The 18,773-nt window shown below is 45.9% G+C and carries 18 protein-coding genes and 1 tRNA gene; 9 read left to right on the forward strand and 10 right to left on the reverse strand.

All coding sequences use genetic code 11. The annotated features are described in order from the left end of the window. Positions 1 to 43 precede the first annotated feature (43 nt). The 3 genes from B5F71_RS21160 to B5F71_RS04335 all read left to right on the forward strand — a co-directional run bounded on the left by B5F71_RS21160 (position 44) and on the right by B5F71_RS04335 (position 1,347). Positions 44 to 178, forward strand: coding sequence for a hypothetical protein (locus B5F71_RS21160; RefSeq protein WP_022039121.1), 135 nt, complete (start codon positions 44 to 46; stop codon positions 176 to 178). A gap of 12 nt (positions 179 to 190) precedes the next feature. After that, positions 191 to 730, forward strand: coding sequence for a CYTH domain-containing protein (locus tag B5F71_RS04330; RefSeq protein WP_022039120.1), 540 nt, complete (start codon positions 191 to 193; stop codon positions 728 to 730). Positions 731 to 843: 113 nt separating this feature from the next. Then, positions 844 to 1,347, forward strand: coding sequence for an RNA polymerase sigma factor (locus B5F71_RS04335; RefSeq protein WP_087207948.1), 504 nt, complete (start codon positions 844 to 846; stop codon positions 1,345 to 1,347). Between the two features lie 4 nt (positions 1,348 to 1,351). On the opposite strand, the gene B5F71_RS04340 is transcribed toward B5F71_RS04335, so the two are convergent. Next, on the reverse strand, positions 1,352 to 1,825 hold the full coding sequence (locus B5F71_RS04340; protein WP_162609931.1) for a DUF456 domain-containing protein: 474 nt from the start codon (positions 1,823 to 1,825) through the stop codon (positions 1,352 to 1,354). A 27-nt stretch (positions 1,826 to 1,852) separates the two neighbouring features. Continuing rightward, a complete protein-coding gene (locus tag B5F71_RS04345; RefSeq protein ID WP_087207952.1) occupies positions 1,853 to 2,251 on the reverse strand; it encodes a VanZ family protein in 399 nt (132 codons plus the stop codon). An 82-nt stretch (positions 2,252 to 2,333) separates the two neighbouring features. Here B5F71_RS04345 and B5F71_RS04350 point away from each other — a divergent pair, with 82 nt between their 5' ends. Then, positions 2,334 to 3,698, forward strand: coding sequence for a sodium-dependent transporter (locus tag B5F71_RS04350; protein ID WP_022039116.1), 1,365 nt, complete (start codon positions 2,334 to 2,336; stop codon positions 3,696 to 3,698). 12 nt (positions 3,699 to 3,710) lie between these two features. Continuing rightward, a complete protein-coding gene (locus tag B5F71_RS04355) occupies positions 3,711 to 4,631 on the forward strand; it encodes a helix-hairpin-helix domain-containing protein (protein WP_087207954.1) in 921 nt (306 codons plus the stop codon). Positions 4,632 to 4,645: 14 nt separating this feature from the next. Here B5F71_RS04355 and B5F71_RS04360 read toward each other — a convergent pair whose 3' ends face one another. The 4 genes from B5F71_RS04360 to B5F71_RS04375 all read right to left on the reverse strand — a co-directional run bounded on the left by B5F71_RS04360 (position 4,646) and on the right by B5F71_RS04375 (position 8,255). Then, on the reverse strand, positions 4,646 to 5,248 hold the full coding sequence (locus tag B5F71_RS04360; RefSeq protein WP_241148550.1) for a GNAT family N-acetyltransferase: 603 nt from the start codon (positions 5,246 to 5,248) through the stop codon (positions 4,646 to 4,648). Between the two features lie 132 nt (positions 5,249 to 5,380). Continuing rightward, complete coding sequence (locus B5F71_RS04365; RefSeq protein ID WP_087207956.1) at positions 5,381 to 6,769, reverse strand: aldo/keto reductase; 1,389 nt, start codon at positions 6,767 to 6,769, stop codon at positions 5,381 to 5,383. A 7-nt stretch (positions 6,770 to 6,776) separates the two neighbouring features. Then, entirely contained in the window at positions 6,777 to 7,685 is a 909-nt protein-coding gene (locus tag B5F71_RS04370) for a helix-turn-helix domain-containing protein (protein WP_241148551.1), read from the reverse strand. A gap of 138 nt (positions 7,686 to 7,823) precedes the next feature. Then, complete coding sequence (locus tag B5F71_RS04375; protein WP_087207957.1) at positions 7,824 to 8,255, reverse strand: helix-turn-helix domain-containing protein; 432 nt, start codon at positions 8,253 to 8,255, stop codon at positions 7,824 to 7,826. Here B5F71_RS04375 and B5F71_RS20115 point away from each other — a divergent pair. Further along, positions 8,229 to 8,399, forward strand: coding sequence for a hypothetical protein (locus B5F71_RS20115; protein WP_158098033.1), 171 nt, complete (start codon positions 8,229 to 8,231; stop codon positions 8,397 to 8,399). The two genes, B5F71_RS04375 and B5F71_RS20115, sit on opposite strands and share 27 nt — an antisense overlap. Positions 8,400 to 8,749: 350 nt before the next feature. Here B5F71_RS20115 and B5F71_RS04380 read toward each other — a convergent pair whose 3' ends face one another. Then, positions 8,750 to 10,153, reverse strand: coding sequence for an alkaline phosphatase (locus B5F71_RS04380; RefSeq protein WP_087207959.1), 1,404 nt, complete (start codon positions 10,151 to 10,153; stop codon positions 8,750 to 8,752). A gap of 235 nt (positions 10,154 to 10,388) precedes the next feature. Between B5F71_RS04380 and B5F71_RS04385 the strand changes: the two genes are divergently transcribed. The 3 genes from B5F71_RS04385 to B5F71_RS04395 all read left to right on the forward strand — a co-directional run bounded on the left by B5F71_RS04385 (position 10,389) and on the right by B5F71_RS04395 (position 13,429). Next, positions 10,389 to 11,345: a fimbrillin family protein gene (locus B5F71_RS04385; protein ID WP_158098034.1), complete on the forward strand. Its 957-nt coding sequence runs from the start codon at positions 10,389 to 10,391 to the stop codon at positions 11,343 to 11,345. A gap of 183 nt (positions 11,346 to 11,528) precedes the next feature. Continuing rightward, positions 11,529 to 12,098, forward strand: a complete 570-nt coding sequence (gene xpt / locus B5F71_RS04390; RefSeq protein WP_022039932.1) for a xanthine phosphoribosyltransferase — start codon at positions 11,529 to 11,531, stop codon at positions 12,096 to 12,098. After that, complete coding sequence (locus B5F71_RS04395) at positions 12,098 to 13,429, forward strand: nucleobase:cation symporter-2 family protein (protein WP_087207963.1); 1,332 nt, start codon at positions 12,098 to 12,100, stop codon at positions 13,427 to 13,429. Before xpt ends, B5F71_RS04395 begins: the two co-directional genes overlap by 1 nt. Positions 13,430 to 13,703: 274 nt before the next feature. On the opposite strand, the gene B5F71_RS04400 is transcribed toward B5F71_RS04395, so the two are convergent. From B5F71_RS04400 to B5F71_RS04410, 3 genes are all read right to left on the reverse strand, one after another. After that, positions 13,704 to 16,388, reverse strand: coding sequence for a 4-alpha-glucanotransferase (locus B5F71_RS04400; RefSeq protein WP_087207964.1), 2,685 nt, complete (start codon positions 16,386 to 16,388; stop codon positions 13,704 to 13,706). Between the two features lie 186 nt (positions 16,389 to 16,574). Further along, a complete protein-coding gene (gene gyrB, locus B5F71_RS04405; protein ID WP_022039830.1) occupies positions 16,575 to 18,539 on the reverse strand; it encodes a DNA topoisomerase (ATP-hydrolyzing) subunit B in 1,965 nt (654 codons plus the stop codon). Positions 18,540 to 18,666: 127 nt separating this feature from the next. Further along, positions 18,667 to 18,750, reverse strand: a tRNA-Leu gene (locus tag B5F71_RS04410). Between the last annotated feature and the right edge of the window lie 23 nt (positions 18,751 to 18,773).

Below are 18,773 nucleotides of genomic sequence, written 5' to 3' on the forward strand. Positions count from 1 at the left end.
GCCGGTTTATTAAAATCATAACCAATCTAAAACATAAAACACTATGGGAACAAAACGTAACAAAAAACCGGTACATGGCAACCGGGAAGAAGAAAAAGCCAATCGCCTTATCAAGTATATGTGTATCGTACTGGTGCTGCTGGCTATTCTGATGATTGTCGCTTTTTCGGTCATGTAAACTTCTTCAGCCATGTCGCAAGAAATAGAACGCAAATTTTTGGTGACTGACGATTCTTACCGCCGCTTGGCTCGTGCAAAAAGCCGTATCGAACAAGGCTATATATGTAGTGCGCGAGGCAAGACGGTAAGAGTCCGCATCCGCGACAATAAAGGTTACCTTACTATCAAAGGACCTTCTAACGCCGCAGGTACCAGCCGATATGAGTGGGAACAAGAAATCCCCTTGGCTGATGCCGAAGAATTAATGAAATTGTGTGAGCCGGGGCGCATCGAGAAATACCGTTATCTAGCCGATTATGCCGGACATGTGTTCGAAGTAGACGAGTTTCACGGAGAAAACGAAGGACTGGTAATTGCTGAAGTAGAACTTTGTTCGGAAACCGAATCGGTGGAACTGCCAGCCTTTATCGGTAAGGAAGTGACTGGTCAGACCCGATATTACAATTCATTTCTGATGAAGCAGCCTTATACTACTTGGAAAGATGGAGGAGAAAAAACAGATGATACCTCCTGTGAACTGATAGAAAAGGGGGTAAAAACTATCCGTTGATAGATTTTAACCGGTGGAATACCGGATTTTAGGAGGTTCCGGGTTGTTTTTCGGGCTAATATTGCAGTGTCGATAGAGACAGACATATATTAACCCGAATAAACAACAAGTAAATGAGAACAGCTAATTTTGCTCAGAATCTACTGAGCGTACAAACCGAATTACGTCACTTCGCCTATAAGCTTACAGCAGACCGTGAAGATGCCAATGACCTGCTGCAGGAAACCTCGCTAAAGGTATTGGATAATGAAGACAAGTATACCGATGAAACTAATTTCAAGGGATGGGTTTATACCATCATGCGTAATATTTTTATCAATAATTACCGTAAGACACAACGTGACCAGACTTATGTTGACCAGACTGATAATCTGTTTTACCTAAATAAAAACGAAAGTGATGAGCCTGTAACGGTAGATAACGGATACGACTTGAAGGAAATGAACAGTATCGTTAATGCCTTACCTCAAGAATACCGTATTCCGTTCCTGATGTATGTATCGGGATTCAAATACCGAGAGATAGCTGATAAAATGGATTTGCCACTAGGAACAATAAAGAGCCGCATTCATTCTACCCGTCAACGATTGCAGGAAGAACTGAAAGATTTCCGATAATACCTCAGAATGCCGCAATGAATTGCCAGATGAAATATCCACAAAGTACCAGCTTGACTGCGGTGCCGAACAGAAAACCTGCCAAAGACCCTAAGCCCGATTTCAAAGCGTGCTTCAGGTCTTTGTCGCCGAGCAATTCACCGGCAACAGCCCCTACAAAAGGTCCGGCAAGGATGCCCCAAGGAGGAAAAAACAAGCCTATCACTGTTCCCACGATACATCCCCAGTTTCCCCATTTGGTCCCGCCTGCATACTTGCTTCCCAACATAGGTATAATATAGTCGAGCAATTGCACGATAAGCACCAGTACAGCCCATACAATCAATTGGGTAGGAGTGAACTGCATACGGGCAGTAAAATGAAAGCATAGCATACCGATATATGCCAGTGGTGGACCGGGAAGTATTGGTAACACACAACCTAACAAGCCTGTTATCAGGCAGATGATACCAATGATAATCAGCAATATATCCATAATAAAGTTCTGTTGTTGATTATATATTTGTCAAACCGGTTTATTCATATTTTTCTGAATTATCCGTCGTGTGACATACCAGCTGAACAGACAACCGAACAACACACCGGTACAGTTTGCGGCAAAATCAAGCCAGTCGCCACTGCGGTCGGAGGTGCAAGTCGCTTGTAGAATTTCGACAATGCCGCTCATCAGTATTGGAAAACAGATACCGACCAGTATCAGCTGATGCCAATGGATACGGGAGTGCCGGCGCAGGTATTCGAACCAGATGATAACAGTCAGCCCCCCATACATGCAGAGATGCACCAATTTGTCGAAATTGGTGATTTCATCCATCTCGGTTTTCGGTGGAGTGAAAAAAGACAGGTAGCAGATCGCAATTATAATGAAGATAGATAGCGGATAGTGTTTCATCATATAATTTATTCATATTTTCCGCGAAAATACAAACTTTTTCGTACATTTGCCGAACTTGAACTTTAAAATGTAAACAGAAAGGACAGAATGTATGCAAAATAGTGAGCGTGTCGGTTTCGCAAGCAAGTTGGGTGCCATCTTGGCTGCGGCAGGTTCGGCGGTAGGTTTAGGAAATGTGTGGCGTTTTCCTTACGAGACAGGGAACCATGGAGGTGCTGCCTTCATACTTATTTATTTGGGGTGTGTGTTCCTTTTTGGATTACCCATCATGATCGCTGAATTTACTATCGGACGGCGTGCCAAGGCAAGTACGGGTGAAGCATTCAAGAAACTGGCTCCCGGAACCGCATGGAAGTATGTAGGATATATGGGAGTATTGACTGGATTCCTTATCTTAGGCTATTATTCGGTAGTATCTGGTTGGACGCTGGAATATATATTCCAGTCTGCAACGGGTAATTTGCTTGGCAAGTCCGCAGACGACTTTGTAGCAATGTTCAATGAATTTTCTCAGAATCCTTGGCGTCCGCTGATCTGGCTGGTAGTGTTTGTGGCGTTGACTCATATTATTGTGGTTAAGGGCGTACAGGCTGGTATTGAGCGTGCTTCGAAAATTATGATGCCGATGCTGTTCATTTTGATTGTGCTGCTTGCGGTGTGTGCTGTGATGTTACCGGGTGCAGTAAAGGGATTGGAATTCCTGCTTAAGCCCGATTTCAGTAAAATTACTTCCGATGCAGTTTTAGGAGCTATGGGACAGGCCTTTTTTTCGCTCAGCCTCGGTATGGGATGCCTTTCGACGTATGCTTCTTATTTCAATCGTGACACCCGGCTAGGATATACAGCTATGAGTGTATGTGTCATTGGTACGTGCATTTCCATATTATCGGGATTCATTATCTTTCCGGCTGCTTTTTCAGTAGGAATCCAACCCGATGCTGGTCCTTCACTTATTTTCATTACCCTGCCTAATGTATTTCAACAAGCTTTTGGAGCAGTTCCATTATTTGCTTGTATCAGTGCGATACTGTTTTACATTCTTTTGGCACTGGCAGCACTTACCTCTACCATTTCACTTCATGAAGTTCCCACTGCTTTCCTGCACGAGAAATTCGGATTTACGCGCAGCCGCGCAGCGTGGCTGGTAACAACAGGTAGTTTGATTATCGGTGTGGTTTCATCGCTGGCATTGGGTGATTGGAATGATGTGCGGATAGCTGGTATGAACCTGTTTGATGCACTGGATTTTCTTACGGCAAAAATTATGTTACCTGTAGCAGGCATGTTTGTCGCTATCTTTGTGTCGTGGAAATTGGATCAGAAGAAGGTACGTGAGGAAGTGACTAATTGGGGGACATTGCGTGCTCCTTATTATCCGCTGCTTATCTTCCTGCTGCGCTATCTTACTCCTATCGGCATTTTGTTGGTTTTTGTCAACGAACTGGGTTGGCTATAGGTCTTATTCGTAATGTGGAAACATTTTTTTTACTTCAGCAAAGCCGACCGGCGTGCCATTGTGATGTTGTTGGCGGTACTGATACTTCTTGTGTGCGGCAATTTATGGTTGAAAGAAAAACAAGGTAAAGCATTATTGCCTTCGGCTACAGATAATGAATCTGTAGACTCTTTTCTGGCAAACGTCCGTAAGAAAGAACGCTTGCACCGACGTTCATCGCCTATGCATTCTAGCCCTACGGTAACAGTTTTATTTCCTTTTGACCCTAATACTGCGGATTCGACAACTCTTAGTGATTTGGGACTATCTGATTTCGTCATAAGCAATATCCTAAAATACCGTGCGAAAGGTGGTATATTCCGCACTCCCGAAGCTTTTAGACGAATATATGGCTTGACATCGGAACAATACGAAGCGCTGCATCCTTACGTTCGTATCGGAATACATAATCGGTTGCGCAGACAAGACACGGCTATGAGCCGGCCAGCAACAGTGTTTCGCGATAGTACTACGCTTTATCCGGTAACGGTTAAATATGTTGAAGGTACAGTAATTGATTTGAATATGGCCGATACGGTTATGTTGAAACATATACCAGGTATCGGTAGTGGACTGGCACGGATGATTGTAGCTTACCGCAACCGTCTTGGAGGCTTTCACGCCGTGAGCCAGTTACAGGAAATTCCTTACATTGATACTTTGGTGAACCGTTGGTTCCGGATAACAACTCCTCCTTTCCGGAAGTTAAGAGTTAACCATTCCAGCCTTGACCGTCTGCGCTCGCATCCCTATATGGATTTTTACAAGGCAAAAGCCATCATCGAATATCGCCGTAAACGTGGGAATTTGAAAGATATAGCACAATTATCCCTTTTTGAAGAGTTTAGCGAAGAAGATTTGAAGCGATTGATGCCTTATTTGTCGTTTGAGTAACCGAATCTCAGGTTTTAGAAACTGTTTTGAGTTTCTCCAAAAAGTTTTTCTCGTCTTGATGTATCCGTTTTCGTGTGTGCTTTGGGCGATTTTTTATACATCCGCATCTGTTCCCCATCGTCGCCCTTCACCATGCACAGGTATTCCCAGCCATAACGTTCGTAAAACGAGGTATGCTCCGTGATGAGGTAGAGGGTGCTGATACCTTTTACAGCCATATTCTTGCAGATATGTTCCAACAGATGTCCGGCAATGCCGCGGCAACGTCGTTCCGGTTCCACATATAAGGCACAGATATTCGGAGTCAGGTCTTTGCGGTCGTGAAAGTCGTTTTCTATCACACCGGCTCCGGCAATTATCTGTTGCCCTTCAATTACTATGTACCATTGAGGAACAGCTACAGTTCCTTTAATACTTTCATCGATACTTGTCAGATACTCCTCTAAAGGAATTTCCCATTTTTCTTGAAACCATCTGGCTGCAGGAATGCGCCATTCAGGGTGGGCATGAAGGGATATGATATTGTATGTGTTCATCGGCTCTTGCAAAGTTTGTTTTATCTTCATCCGTTCTTTTCCGATCAATGTTTGGTGGAAGCAATCTTCGTAATTCTCCATATATTCCTTTTGCTTAAAGGATTCAATAAGCACAAAAGTAATGATTTTGCGCAAGAATCAAGCAAGCAGGCACTGCATTTATGAGAAATGTTTCAATAATTGGAAGTGGGATAAATGTACCGAAATCATTTCCTATAAAGTTCCTTGCTTCAACTGCTCCACATAATCATCAATCATTCTCATCTGTGACGGTATGTCGATGCCCTGCGGGCATTGGGACACGCATTGCCCGCAACCGATGCAGTGGCTTGCCTGATTCAATTTAGGCACGCGGCGGTCATAACCTATCAGAAAGGCTCTCCGGGCTTCCTCATAATTGGCATCCAGATGGCTTTTGGAAACATAGCCGTGGTTGACGCATTTGTTGTAATGGAGGAAGTTCGCCAGAATATCTATCCCGTATGGACAGGGCATGCAATACCTGCAGTCGGTGCAGGGGATATTCTGGCTGTCCTTCATTCGTTCCGCTACGTCTTGTAAAAAATCCTGTTCGGCTTCAGACAAAGGGACGAGCGGTGAGAAGGTACGTAGGTTATCTTGCAAATGTTCTTTATAAGTCATTCCGCTAAGAACGGTCAGCACCTTCGGGAATGACCCGGCGAAGCGAAAAGCCCATGCCGCAGCCGTGTCATCCGGACGCTTCTGTTTCATCTGAGCCAGTACGTCTTGTGTGACGTTGGCCAACCTTCCGCCCAGTAAAGGTTCCATGACGACTACGGGGATGTCACGCTTTGCCAATTCTCCGTACAGGTATTCGGCGTTGGTGTCGTCTCCCATGGCCTTTTGCCAGTCGGCATTGTAAGCGGAAGCATGCCTCCAGTCCACATAATTGAGTTGGATTTGCACAAAGTCCCAATGCGCTTGTTCGTGCATCTGCAGCACACGATTGAACACTTCAATATCGCCATGAAAGGACCAGCCGAGATGTCGGATTCTTCTCTGTTCCCGTTCCTCAAGTAGGAAGTCGAGCATCCCGTTTTGTATGAAACGCTTGTTGAACAGGCTCATTCCGCCACCACCTATGCCGTGCAGGAGGTAATAGTCTATGTAATCGACTTGCAAATGCTGAAGCGAGCGGTGATACATGACTGTCAGATTCTCGCGAGAAAGGTCGGATGCCCCTGACATCTTGGTGGCAATGAGGAACTTTTCTCTGGGATGACGCTTCAATGCTTTCCCCGTAACGGTTTCCGACCAACCTTGCCCGTAAATGGGAGCGGTATCGAAGTAGTTCACGCCATGTTCTATGGCATAGTCTATTAATCCGTTTACCGTCTCTTGGTCTATCGGACAACCGTCCTTTTGTGGAGAGGTGGCGGGTGGCCAGCGCATACAACCGTAGCCCAACAGGGAGACTTGCTGTCCTGTCTTAGGGTCGGTGCGGTAAGCCATTTCCCCGCCCATGGTTTCTTGTCCGGCTTGCCCGTGTCCGCAGGCAGACAATCCGGTAGACGCACCGATGATACCCAGCCGTTTCAGGAAAGAACGGCGCGACATTCCTTTGTTTTCAGTTTGTTCCATATACGTGTCAGTTCATATTTCTATATTCCAATGGGGTAATGCCCGTCTTGCTCTTAAAAAGGCGGTTGAAGTGTTGGGGATATTCAAATCCCAACCGGTATGCAATCTCGCTTACGGACAGTTGTGTAGTCGCCAGCAAGGATTTTGCCTGCTCTATCAGAAATGCGTGGATGTACTGTTGCGTGTTCATTCCGGTCTGGCTGCGCAATAGGTCGCTGAGATAATGGGGAGACATGTTCAATTCACTGGCTAAGGCATTGACGGAAATAAACTCTTTGCGATGCTCGTCTATATGCTTTTGAAGCAGGAGATGTACCCGTGTCACGATGTCGGGCTCCACACTACTGCGTGTCTGGAATTGCCTCGTATAGAAGCGTTCCGAATAATTCAGCAGGACATCAAGCTGCGAGACGATAATGTCCTGCGTATGTGCATCGATGTTTTGCCTGTACTCGTTCTCGATGTTTTCCAGGATATTCTCCACTACGTTCCGCTCCATGTCGGATATGTGCAGGGCTTCCCTCACATCGTAGGAAAAGAATTTCAGCCTGCCGATTTTTGCGCCTAACGGATATTTGCGTATGAAGTCGGGATGGAAAGCCAGCATCCATCCCCATCTGCCGGTGTTTACAGTTTTCTCTTCCCAACTGTGCACTTGCCCCGGTGCAAAGAAATTCATGCAGCCGCGTGTAAAGTCATAGCTGCGCCACCCGTAGCTTGCATTACAGGTGGTCTTGTCCTTTATCGTGATGGTATAGAGGTTCAACCGCACCGGTTTACCGATAGGACTGTAGTCTTTTACATCAGACAGGCGGCAGACGCTCAACAGTGGATGGCATATCGGCGGACAGCCAAACAGGGCGACGTATTCCTCCACTGTATTGATTTCAATAATTTTCCCTTTCTGTATTTTCATTATTTCTTTACTTTGCCACAATAGATATTCACACCGCTTTTACAAGATATATTTTTACGACTGCAAAAATATGCATGGACAAACTTTTGGATGTTAAACAAAAAGGAGAAAGTGTTATATATACAGGAAAACAACCTGTTAATTTGCTTTCGCAGCCTTTGTATCGAACGCCTTACGGTGCTTGACGATGGTCTTCATGTTCGTCTGCGCCCATTCGGTCAGTTGAGCGATGAGCGGCACGAGCGAGCGGCCTATATCCGTCAGACGGTATTCTACCTTTGGCGGCACGGTAGGATACACTTTTCTGGCAACAAGGGCATCGGCTTCCAGTGTCTTGAGCGTACCCGATAACACCCGTGAAGAAACATCCGGAATCAGGCGGCATAACTCATTGAAACGGACACATTCGTGCTCGCTGATTACCAGTACGACCAGCAACGCCCACTTGTTACCGAAACGTGCTATTACATTACGGACTGGGCAAATCTCGATAATCGAATTTTTTTCTTCCTTTTTCAGAAGCTGTTTTGAATTTATCGTGCGATGATTTGGGATGAGTTTTTGAGGCATTTTCGCTTTTGTGATGAGGAAGATAGCGGGCTATCTGACGAAGAACAGGAGCGGAAAGGACCAAAAAATCGCCCAAAGCACACACGAAAACGGATACATCAAGCCAAGAAAAACTTTTTGGAGAAATTCAAAACAGCTTCTTAATTTCTCCGATAAGTTTGTTGGACAGATACAAATCAATGTATGATTGAAAGGTTCAGTATCTGTTTCAAACTGTCTTCTTTTTACGTTCTCCATATGGAAACCGTACGGTTTCCATATCGAAAACATACGGTTTCCATATCAAGAACGTACGGTTTTGATATGGAAACTATAAAAAGATACCCTTTGGATTGATAATACAACCCAATCAACAACTTTAACTATTTTGACGAATTTTGGATCCTTTCCGCTTCTGTTCTTCGTCAGATAGCTTACTTGTCCTCCTTATAAAATCAAAAAACACCTTCGAAAACAATTCTCAAAACAAACCTAGGTAAAATATAAACAGTTTTTTACTGGTAGTGTGCAATTTCGGCAATGCGTGCCGGAATCTCGACATTGTCCATTCGTCCCTGGAAATGGTCGGCTCCGGCTCCAATGGCAAATACGGGTACGTAGCCAGCCGAGTGGCCGCCACTGACCCAACCTACCATGGCTATTTCATTGATAATGCGTACGGCTTCGGCTGCCAGTGGTTCGTCTTGTGCATATTCACTTTTTTCCATTTCTACATCGGAGCCAGTAAAAGTGCGGCAATATACTTCCTCAAGGCGTTTTGCTTGTTGTTCGGTCAGTTTCAGTTCATTCCAGAACCCGAAGTTGTCGGCAAGTGCCTGACGTGCCTGCTCCCACGTCACGCGGTTGCCCGTCTGGCGACGTAGACTGTTCAGTATGGAGGTAAAGGCAGTTTCGCTTACGCGCTGGTATTGCAGGGCTTGCAGGTTGAGGGCATATGCACCTGTACCCAGCACCAAACCACCTGTCTCATGGTCAGCACTGATGACAATGAGAGTTTCATCGGGATGATTTTCGTAAAACTGAAGTGCCTGGCGGATGGATTCGTTCAGATCAACCACTTCCCGGAATGCTGTAGCAGCATCGTTACTATGACATGCCCAGTCAATTTTTCCACCTTCTACCATCAAGAAGAAACCTTTGCTTAGGTCTTTCGAAAGGAAACGGATAGCAGCACTTGTGATGTCGCTCAGGCAAAGATCACCTTCGCGACGGTCGATAGCATAGGGAATAGCATCACGGTAGGTTGCCGAAGCTTTTTCGGTCTGCAGCAGGATAAGTTTGTCGGCCTGTTCATTTTTTGCCATGAAGTCTTCGTATCCTCTTGCCAAGGTATATCCATACTGTGAGGCAAGCGTATAGAGACTTTCGCCTTGCCCGTGGTTATCGGGGTCGAGAAAATCAGAACCGGCGTAAAAGTCGAAACCGGCAGTAAACAAGTCTTTCCCTATCTGGTAATAGTTTTTCCGGTTCGGGTTGTGAGCATAAAAAGCAGCAGGTGTGGCATGGTCTATACTTACGCTGGTAGCGATACCCACACGACATCCTTTCTCTTTTGCCCGCATGGCGATACTGGCGATGGGGGTCTGCTGGTCCTGCTCCATGCCGATGGTACCGTTTTTAGTCTTTGTGCCAGTGGCAAGTGCAGTGCCTCCGGCTGCTGAATCGGTTACGCCATTGGTTGCTGAATAGGTGGAACTGGTAGTGGCATAGGGGAATTCGGTAAAGTCGAGCGGGGTAAGTCTGATTTTACCATCCAGTTCGCCCAAATAAAGTTCGGTACCCTGTACTTGGTTGACTCCCATTCCGTCGCCGATGAAGAAAAACACGTATTTGGCTTCTTGTGCATATGTCCATACGGAAATCAGGGAACAAAGAAGGAAGAATGAAATTTTTTTCATATCGCTGTTTTTAAATTTGGTTACTATCTAAGAAGCTGTTTTGAATTTCTCCAAAAAGTTTTTCTCGGCTTAATGTATCCGTTTTCGTGCGATAAATTCAAAACAGCTTCTAAGGGCAAAGGTAAGGAAAATAAAGGAATGCAGAAATAATCTTGAAAAAAAACTGGTGCCAAACAGATACAACCGACAAATGTTGCGTTAGTTATAAATGATTAGTATATTAAATTATATTCAGATGAAAACAAAAGTATTATTGGGCATAGCTTTGTCATTGACAATGTTTGCCTGCCAGCAAGAGAACGTTCCCGAAGTGGGAACGGCAAAAGAAAATACCGATATCCGCCTGCGTGCTGAAGTCTCGGGCAGTGTGGAAAGCCGTACAACGACAGATGAGGGTGGCAATGTGTCATTCAATCCGGGGGATGAAATTGGTTTCTTTATGCCCGAGGAAGATAGCCCGACATTGTTTACCAACAAAGCAGGCACTTGGGAAGCTGCCGCCAGACTGTCTTGGCCCGACCTGACCAGTGATTTTGCTTTCTGCGCATTTTATCCTTACCAAGCGGGAGCTACGCGCAGCCAAGTGCCAATGCCCGACCTCAGTCTTCAGTCAGGCAAACTTGCCGAACTGGGGACATACGACTTTTTGGTAGCGACAAAAGAATGTAACTTCGGCGACAATAATGGTACGGTTAATTTTACCGGTGCCAATGCGTTCAAACACACATACAGTCTGTTGTTGATAACTTTGGTTGACGAGGGCAATATGGAAACTTTGTTAAATGAAGTCAGCATTGAAGGTGAAGGTTGTTTTACGGAGCATACATACAATTTCACCAGCGAATTAATGACTGAAATATCGGGAGCCGAAGCGAAGAACAAGTGGACGATGTCTGCAGGAGGCACAACCATTGATGATGTTACCGATACACAGATAGCCTTGTTGCTCAATCCGTCGGAAAGCCAAGTGACGCTGACATTCTCTATTGGCTATACACGCGACGGCGTATCGTTCACGGCAAGCACGCAAAATATCAGTCACGCATTTGCCGCCGGTTATTGCTACCAGTATACCATCCGTATCAATGACGGACAACTGATTATTGGCGATTCCGATGTGACCGAATGGGCTACCGGTGAAGTAACAGGTGGAGGAAACTTGGTGGTAGATGGAGAACCGGAGAATGTTTGATTTTTTTCGCTTTCCAGATAATATCTCTGCTCCATGTATTGCCGGAAATAGGATAAAAAGCCGTACCTTTGCACAAAATTAACTCATTACAGATTACATAGACTGAAGAACATAGTAATACGGATGTAAGCATTGTTCTCAAATCTATGTAATCTGTGGCGCGAAAGACAAAATTTACACAATATGAAAGCACTGAAAGAGCGTATTTTGCGGGACGGAAAATGTTTTGAAGGAGGAATCTTGAAAGTAGACAATTTCATCAATCACCAGATGGATCCGGTTTTGATGAAATCGATGGCGGTAGAGTTTGTCCGCCGGTTTGCAAGTACAGATATAAATAAGGTGATGACCATCGAGGCGAGTGGCATTGCTCCAGCCATTATGGTAGGCTATCTTCTCGAATTGCCGGTAGTGTTCGCCAAGAAAAAACGTCCCAGTACCATGGAGAATATGCTGACCACAATGGTTTATTCGTTCACCAAAGACCGTTCGTATGAAGTCTGTGTCAGCCGTGATTACCTGTGTCCGGGCGACAGGGTGTTGTTTATTGATGATTTTCTGGCGAACGGTAATGCAGCCAAAGGTGTCATTGATCTGGTACAGCAGGCAGGAGCTGAATTGGTGGGGATGGGATTCTTAATAGAAAAAGCGTTTCAGCACGGAGGTGACTACTTGCGTCAGCAGGGGATACACGTCGAGTCGCTTGCTATCATTGAGAGTTTGGAGAATTGTGAAATCAAAATCCGCGAATAATGGAAGAACATCAAGGACCTGTAGTATCTTCCGGGTTAATCTATGGGCTGGATGACCGTCCGCCCTTGCGTGAGACTCTTTTTGCCGCATTGCAGCATCTCTTGGCCATTTTTGTGGCAATTATCACCCCGCCGCTCATTATTTCCGGTGCTCTAAAATTGGATTTGGAAACAACTGGTTATCTGGTATCAATGGCATTATTTGCTTCGGGCATTTCCACTTTCATCCAATGTCGCCGCATAGGTTTTATCGGATGTGGTTTACTGTGCATACAAGGTACCAGCTTTTCGTTTATCGGTCCTATTATTGCAGCAGGACTGACCGGAGGGCTTTCAGCTATCTTTGGTGCCTGTATGGCTGCTGCATCGGTCGAGATGTTTATCAGTCGTTTATTGAAATATACCCGTCGGATTATCACCCCGTTGGTGTCGGGTATTGTGGTAACTCTTATTGGCATGAGTCTGATACGGGTGGGCATCACGGCTTGCGGAGGCGGAGCTGCAGCACAAGCCGACGGAACTTTCGGCAGCCTGCGTCATGTGGGACTCGCCGGACTGGTGTTGGTTTTGATTATCTTTTTTAACCGTAGTTCAAACCGTTACCTGCGTATGAGTTCCATTGTCATTGGACTCGCTATCGGTTATATAGTGGCATGGTGTCTGGGGATGGTAGATTTCGCTTCTATCCCGGATTATGGCGGACTGAATGTTCCCATGCCTTTCCGTTATGGACTTTCTTTTGATATATCTTCTATCATAGCCTTGGCATTGATTTATCTTATTACCGCCATTGAGGCATATGGTGACATTACGGCAAACTCACTAATTTCGGGCGAGCCTGTAGAGGGAGAGAAGTTTGTCCGCCGTGCTTCAGGAGGCATCTTTGCTGATGGCTTTAATTCGATGATAGCTGCTTGCCTTAATTCGTTTCCCAATTCCATTTTTGCCCAAAACAACGGGATGATACAACTGACGGGTGTAGCAAGCCGTTATGTGGGTTACTACATTGCCGCGATGCTGATTATATTGGGATTGTTTCCTGCAGTGGGATTGGTCTTTTCGCTGATGCCTGAACCGGTACTGGGCGGTGCCACGTTGCTGATGTTCGGCACGGTGGCAGCAGCAGGTATACGTATCATTGCTTCACAAGACATTGACCGCAAGGCAACATTGGTTGTTGCCCTAAGTTTTTCCTTTGGCTTAAGCGTAGAACTGGTACCTGACATTCTCTGCCAGCTTCCCGAAACCCTACGCACTATTTTTTCATCAGGCATCACTACCGGAGGACTTACGGCAATATTGGCGAATCTGCTGATTCGGATTAAAAATTAAGAAATTGTTTTGAATTTACCGTAATGCGTTTTTGAGGCATTCCCGTTTGTGTGATGAGGAAGATAGTGGGCTAGCTGACGAAGAATAGAAACGGAAAGGAACAAAAAATTGCCCAAAGTACATACGAAAACGAATGCATCAAGACGAGAAAAACTTTTGGGAGAAATTCAAAACAGTTTCTAAGCAAGCAAACACAGTTTTTCGCAGATTAGCTGTTTTGAATTTTCAATCTATAGAACTAGTCAACGAAAAACTGTGTTTTAAAGAAAAAACTTTATCCGTCTGCTCTTCCGCTTTCAGCAATCATCTGGCGAATATGTTGATTGAAGTCGGTAAGACTCATCAGCTTTTCGAGGGTGATATGCATCCGCCAGCGCCAGTAATTATGTGGATTGGCCGGGATATTGATGCGTTCGGCATCAATGTCTGCATTACGGATGGCTTCGTCCATTGCGGTCCAGTCTTGCCACGTCAGGATACAAAGCATCGAAGGACACTGCAGGTGACGGCGGACGATTTCCTCGCATAACCAGCCAGGAGCTTCTTCGGGTGTTGTGCCCCAGTAGTGCAGTTCGTTATGATAGAAGCGGTCGGTAACGGTGGAGTCTTCTTTCCACCAGCCGCGCAGGGTAGTCATATCGTGGGTGCCGATGGTACATACCGAGAGGTAAGGATAGTTCTCGGGTCTGCCAAACTCTATACCGGTTTGTTTGGGCATCCGCTGGATTTCGAGTGAAAGTATTTGTAACTGGTTCATTACCCAAGGTACGCAGCCCGGTACCATACCCAAGTCTTCTCCGCATACCAGCATCGGGGTTGCTTGAAGCAGTATGGGTAGTTTTTTCATCGCTTCGTGGTACCAGAATTCATTATGACGCTGGTAGTAGTAATGATCATAAAGGCGGTTGAATGCTTGCTGTTCTTTAGCAGAAAGGTGGCAGAATACCGGTTCGTTCTGTACGGCGATGCGTGGATGGAATTTATTAGGGTCATCGCGGTCAGCGATGAAGAGCACATCGCTGATGAGTGAATAGAGTTTTTCGCGCATATCCGTACTGGCGGGGTCATCCTTTCCGTCAAAGTATGTCTCGACCTTACGTTGAGTGTTGTATTCGGGTCGCAAGGCATACAGTTTGCTGGGAAGATGTTTCAAAAAAGTGTGGCGCACCTCGTGTGCCTTGTCACCGAAAAGTTTATCTATCAACTGGTCATCAATGTACGGACGTGTCATACGTTCCTTGTCGAAATCGAGTCCGAAGCTTTGTATTTCTTCTTTGCTCATTGGAAGCGAAGGGACGAATTGCCCCAATAATCCGTGGACAGAATGATAAGGAATCTCCCAGATACGGAAGAAACCAAGGATATGGTCGATGCGGTAGGCCGTGAAGTATTCTGCCATCTTGCGGAAACGTCGTTGCCACCAATGGTACTGGTCTTTCTCCATCACTTGCCAGTTGTAGGTGGGCATTCCCCAATTTTGTCCGTTGGTGGAAAAAGCATCGGGAGGAGCTCCTGCTTGCCCGTTCATATTGAAATAATAAGGCTCTACCCATGCCTCCACGCTGTTGCGGCTGATACCTATAGGGATATCACCTTTCACGATGACTCCCTGGCTGCGTCCGTAGGTGCAGGCATCAAGCAGTTGTACGTGCAAGTAGTATTGCAAAAAATAGTAGAAACAGATGTCTTCGTAGTACGTACTTCCGGGGATGCACATTTGCTGCACTCGGTCTGCTTGGTATACGCTGTCCACTCCCCATCGGCGAAAATCGGCAGTGCCATTCCGGTCGCGCAACACGCTGAATACAGCGTAAGGCTGTAGCCATTCTTCGTTCTTTTGCACGAAAGCTTTGAATTCCGGCATTTCCAGAAATTGTTCTTGCTCTTGGTGGAATAAGGTATGCAGGTATTCCCGTTTCAGGCAGTTTACTTTTTCATAGTCAACCTGCGACAAGCCGTTCAGGGTAATACGGCGTCGCTCGAAAGCCTTCATTGCTTCTTCATCGTTCAATGCAGGCAACTGGCGCAGGTCAATATACATCGGGTGAAAAGCATAAATGGAGATACTGTTGTAGGGATATGAGTCCATCCACGTACCAGTCATTGTAGTATCATTGATAGGGAGTATCTGTACGGCACGTTGTCCGGTCTCGATGGCCCACGTGATGAACCGTTTCAGGTCGCCGAAGTCACCTACACCGCAACTTCCTTCCGAGCGGAGCGAAAACACAGGAATGGCTGTTCCCGCAATACGGCAGGCAGGACGGTTGAAGAATACTTCTGCTTCGGCAGGCAGATAAGTTTCTCCGCGTTGAAGCGGACGTATCTGAAAAAGGCGGTTAGGACGCGTTTCCCATTCTTCTACAGCTCCCGTCTTCTCGTTGATGGCGACAAACTTATACTCGAATGGTGATTTTAGTGCCGATGCATCCAATGTGAGCTGCCACACGCCCGAAGCAACCTCGTGCATCCGGATAGGACGGCAATACTCCCAATTACCCAGTGCACTACAGCTCCCGATAATTCCCAGTTCCTGTCCTTGTACATGCAATCCCGGACAAAGGGCACGGAAAGTGATGCAGCTTCCCACATTGTTGCTCAATCGATTGGGCGATGTCAGTGGATGGACATCATTAAAGGCGGAACTATAACGGTAATTTTCGGTAGGAAGATCGCGCCAGCAATCTTCTATGAGGTATTGATGTTGCTGGACATTGCCCGAATACACGGTGTGTGCAATAGCTCCCAGTTCCTTGCGGATGCACATATCGTCGCGGAACACCCCGTAACGATAGGTGATAGGACGTCCGGACTCGGCAGGCGAATAATCGCAACTTCCTTTCCATTCGCTTCCGTCGCGGGTGGAAAGCTGGAGAAAGAGAGGGTCACCTTCATCGAAGATGACACGGAGGTCTTCTCCCCAAACAGTATGGTATTGGATACGGAATGTGAGTTTCATCTGATTCTGTTGGTTAGTTTATGTGTCAAATATAAGGAATTATATGATAATATGCAAATGTGGGAATGTGTCAATGTGGGAATAAAAAAAACTCCAGCAACAAAATGCATTGCTGGAGCTTCCCCTAGTGTAAGATGCGGGGCTGGATTTTTAATTGTGAATGAATATGAAGTTAATAAAAACGCCTTATGCGTCGATATTCGCATATGTGGCGTGTCTTTCTATGAATTCACGTCGTGGAGCTACATCATCACCCATCAGCATGGAGAAAATGTAGTCGGCGTCTGCTGCGTTTTCGATGCTGACTTGCTTCAGAATGCGGGTTTCCGGATTCATGGTCGTTTCCCACAACTGTTCCGGATTCATTTCACCCAAACCTTTGTAACGCTGAGTGTGGATACCTGTTTCGGTACCGTCACCGTATTTCTGCATAAATGCCTGACGTTCTTCATCGGTATAGCAATATTCGCTGATTTTGCCTTTGGTGCATTTGTAGAGAGGAGGATTGGCGATGTAAAGGTGTCCGCCCTGGATTACTTCAGGCATGTAGCGATAGAATAAAGTCATAATCAGGGTATCAATGTGCGAGCCGTCAACATCAGCATCCGTCATGATTATGACTTTGTTGTAGCGCAGCTTCTCAATGTTTGCCTTCTTGCTGTCTTCCGAATCATCTACACCGAAGCGTACCCCCAGTGCCTGTATGATGTTGTTTACTTCGTCACTTTCAAACGCTTTGTGCCACATGGCTTTCTCTACGTTTAAGATTTTACCTCTTAACGGCAAGATGGCTTGAAACTGGCGGCTTCTGCCCTGCTTGGCAGAGCCACCTGCCGAATCACCTTCGACAAGGAACAGTTCGCATTCTTCGGGTGTGCGGCTGGAGCAGTCGGCAAGCTTGCCCGGAAGCCCTCCTCCACCCATCGGGCTTTTACGTTGTACAGATTCACGTGCCTTACGGGCTGCAATGCGTGCCGTAGCTGCCAATACTACCTTGTCTACGATAAGTTTGGCTTCTTTCGGATGTTCTTCCAAATAATAAGTTAGAGCTTCACCCACGGCTTGGTTGACAGCACCGCTCACTTCGTTGTTACCCAATTTGGTTTTAGTCTGTCCTTCAAACTGTGGCTCTGCTACTTTTACCGAAATGACTGCTATCAGCCCTTCACGGAAGTCCTCGCCCGAAATTTCTACCTTGGCTTTTTCCAATGCCTTGCTGTCTTCGGCATATTTCTTCAGCACACGAGTCAATGCCGTGCGGAATCCTGCTTCGTGCGTACCTCCCTCGATGGTGTTGATGTTGTTTACATATGAATGGAGGTTTTCGCGGAAGCCTGTGTTGTACATGATGGCACACTCGATAGGAATACCCTGTTTTTCAGTATTCAGATAGATGACATCATCGATGAGTGGTGTATTGCTTGAATTAAGGAAGCGTACAAACTCTTTTACGCCCTCTTCCGAATGAAAGACCTCTTGTTTGTACGAACCATCCTCTTCTTTTTCGCGCTTGTCGGTCAAGGTAATAGTAATACCTTTATTCAGGTAGGCAAGCTCGCGCATACGTGCCTGGAGAATGTTATACTTGTATTCGGTAGTGGTAAAAATCGATGCATCAGGCCAGAAAGTCTGACGGGTTCCAGTAATATCGGTCGTTCCTACTTCCTTTACAGGATAAAGTGGCTTTCCACATGCATATTCTTGTTGGTAGATTTTTCCGTTTCTAAACACATTGGTCACCATGTGGGTAGACAATGCATTCACACACGATACACCGACACCGTGCAGTCCTCCAGATACTTTGTATGAGCCTTTGTCGAATTTACCTCCGGCATGGAGGACGGTCATCACAACTTCCAGTGCCGACTTTTTTTCCTTTTGGTGAAAATCTACTGGGATGCCTCGCCCGTTGTCTTGCACGGTGATTGAATTGTCTTCGTTGATAGTTACTTCTATGTGGGTGCAATAACCGGCGAGTGCTTCATCAATGGAGTTATCTACTACTTCGTACACCAGATGGTGTAATCCTTTTTCGCTGATATCGCCAATATACATAGCGGGGCGTTTGCGTACGGCTTCCAGTCCTTCCAATACTTGAATGCTGCTTGCCGAATACGTATTTCCGCTGTTTAGGGTCAGTTCTTCGCTCATATCTTTTCAGTCTACTTTTTAAAACGGTCAAAGATACGCATTTTTCGTGAGATAGTGAACTTTTGTTCCTCTAAAAAAACGGAAAATAACAAAGGCCGATAATCAGTCGATTATCAGCCTTTTTATGTACCCAGACCCGGGGTCGAACCGGGATGGATTTTACTCCACTGGTGTTTGAGACCAGCGCGTCTACCGATTCCGCCATCTGGGCATTCCGTTGAATTGCGGTGCAAA

This window comes from Bacteroides sp. An269 (assembly GCF_002159755.1).
In the GTDB taxonomy this organism is placed as follows: Bacteria; Bacteroidota; Bacteroidia; order Bacteroidales; family Bacteroidaceae; genus Phocaeicola; species Phocaeicola intestinalis.

Coding starts and splice junctions, on each gene's coding strand:
- B5F71_RS04370 (WP_241148551.1), bottom strand. CDS start 7,685: ATGAAAATACAGAAAGGGAAAATTATTGAAATCAATACAGTGGAGGAA.
- B5F71_RS04400 (WP_087207964.1), bottom strand. CDS start 16,388: ATGAAACTCACATTCCGTATCCAATACCATACTGTTTGGGGAGAAGAC.
- B5F71_RS04360 (WP_241148550.1), bottom strand. CDS start 5,248: ATGGAGAATTACGAAGATTGCTTCCACCAAACATTGATCGGAAAAGAA.
- B5F71_RS04380 (WP_087207959.1), bottom strand. CDS start 10,153: ATGAAAAAAATTTCATTCTTCCTTCTTTGTTCCCTGATTTCCGTATGG.
- B5F71_RS04365 (WP_087207956.1), bottom strand. CDS start 6,769: ATGGAACAAACTGAAAACAAAGGAATGTCGCGCCGTTCTTTCCTGAAA.
- gyrB (WP_022039830.1), bottom strand. CDS start 18,539: ATGAGCGAAGAACTGACCCTAAACAGCGGAAATACGTATTCGGCAAGC.
- B5F71_RS04355 (WP_087207954.1), top strand. CDS start 3,711: ATGTGGAAACATTTTTTTTACTTCAGCAAAGCCGACCGGCGTGCCATT.
- B5F71_RS20115 (WP_158098033.1), top strand. CDS start 8,229: ATGATTTGGGATGAGTTTTTGAGGCATTTTCGCTTTTGTGATGAGGAA.
- B5F71_RS21160 (WP_022039121.1), top strand. CDS start 44: ATGGGAACAAAACGTAACAAAAAACCGGTACATGGCAACCGGGAAGAA.
- B5F71_RS04395 (WP_087207963.1), top strand. CDS start 12,098: ATGGAAGAACATCAAGGACCTGTAGTATCTTCCGGGTTAATCTATGGG.
- B5F71_RS04385 (WP_158098034.1), top strand. CDS start 10,389: ATGAAAACAAAAGTATTATTGGGCATAGCTTTGTCATTGACAATGTTT.
- B5F71_RS04375 (WP_087207957.1), bottom strand. CDS start 8,255: ATGCCTCAAAAACTCATCCCAAATCATCGCACGATAAATTCAAAACAG.
- xpt (WP_022039932.1), top strand. CDS start 11,529: ATGAAAGCACTGAAAGAGCGTATTTTGCGGGACGGAAAATGTTTTGAA.
- B5F71_RS04330 (WP_022039120.1), top strand. CDS start 191: ATGTCGCAAGAAATAGAACGCAAATTTTTGGTGACTGACGATTCTTAC.
- B5F71_RS04350 (WP_022039116.1), top strand. CDS start 2,334: ATGCAAAATAGTGAGCGTGTCGGTTTCGCAAGCAAGTTGGGTGCCATC.
- B5F71_RS04335 (WP_087207948.1), top strand. CDS start 844: ATGAGAACAGCTAATTTTGCTCAGAATCTACTGAGCGTACAAACCGAA.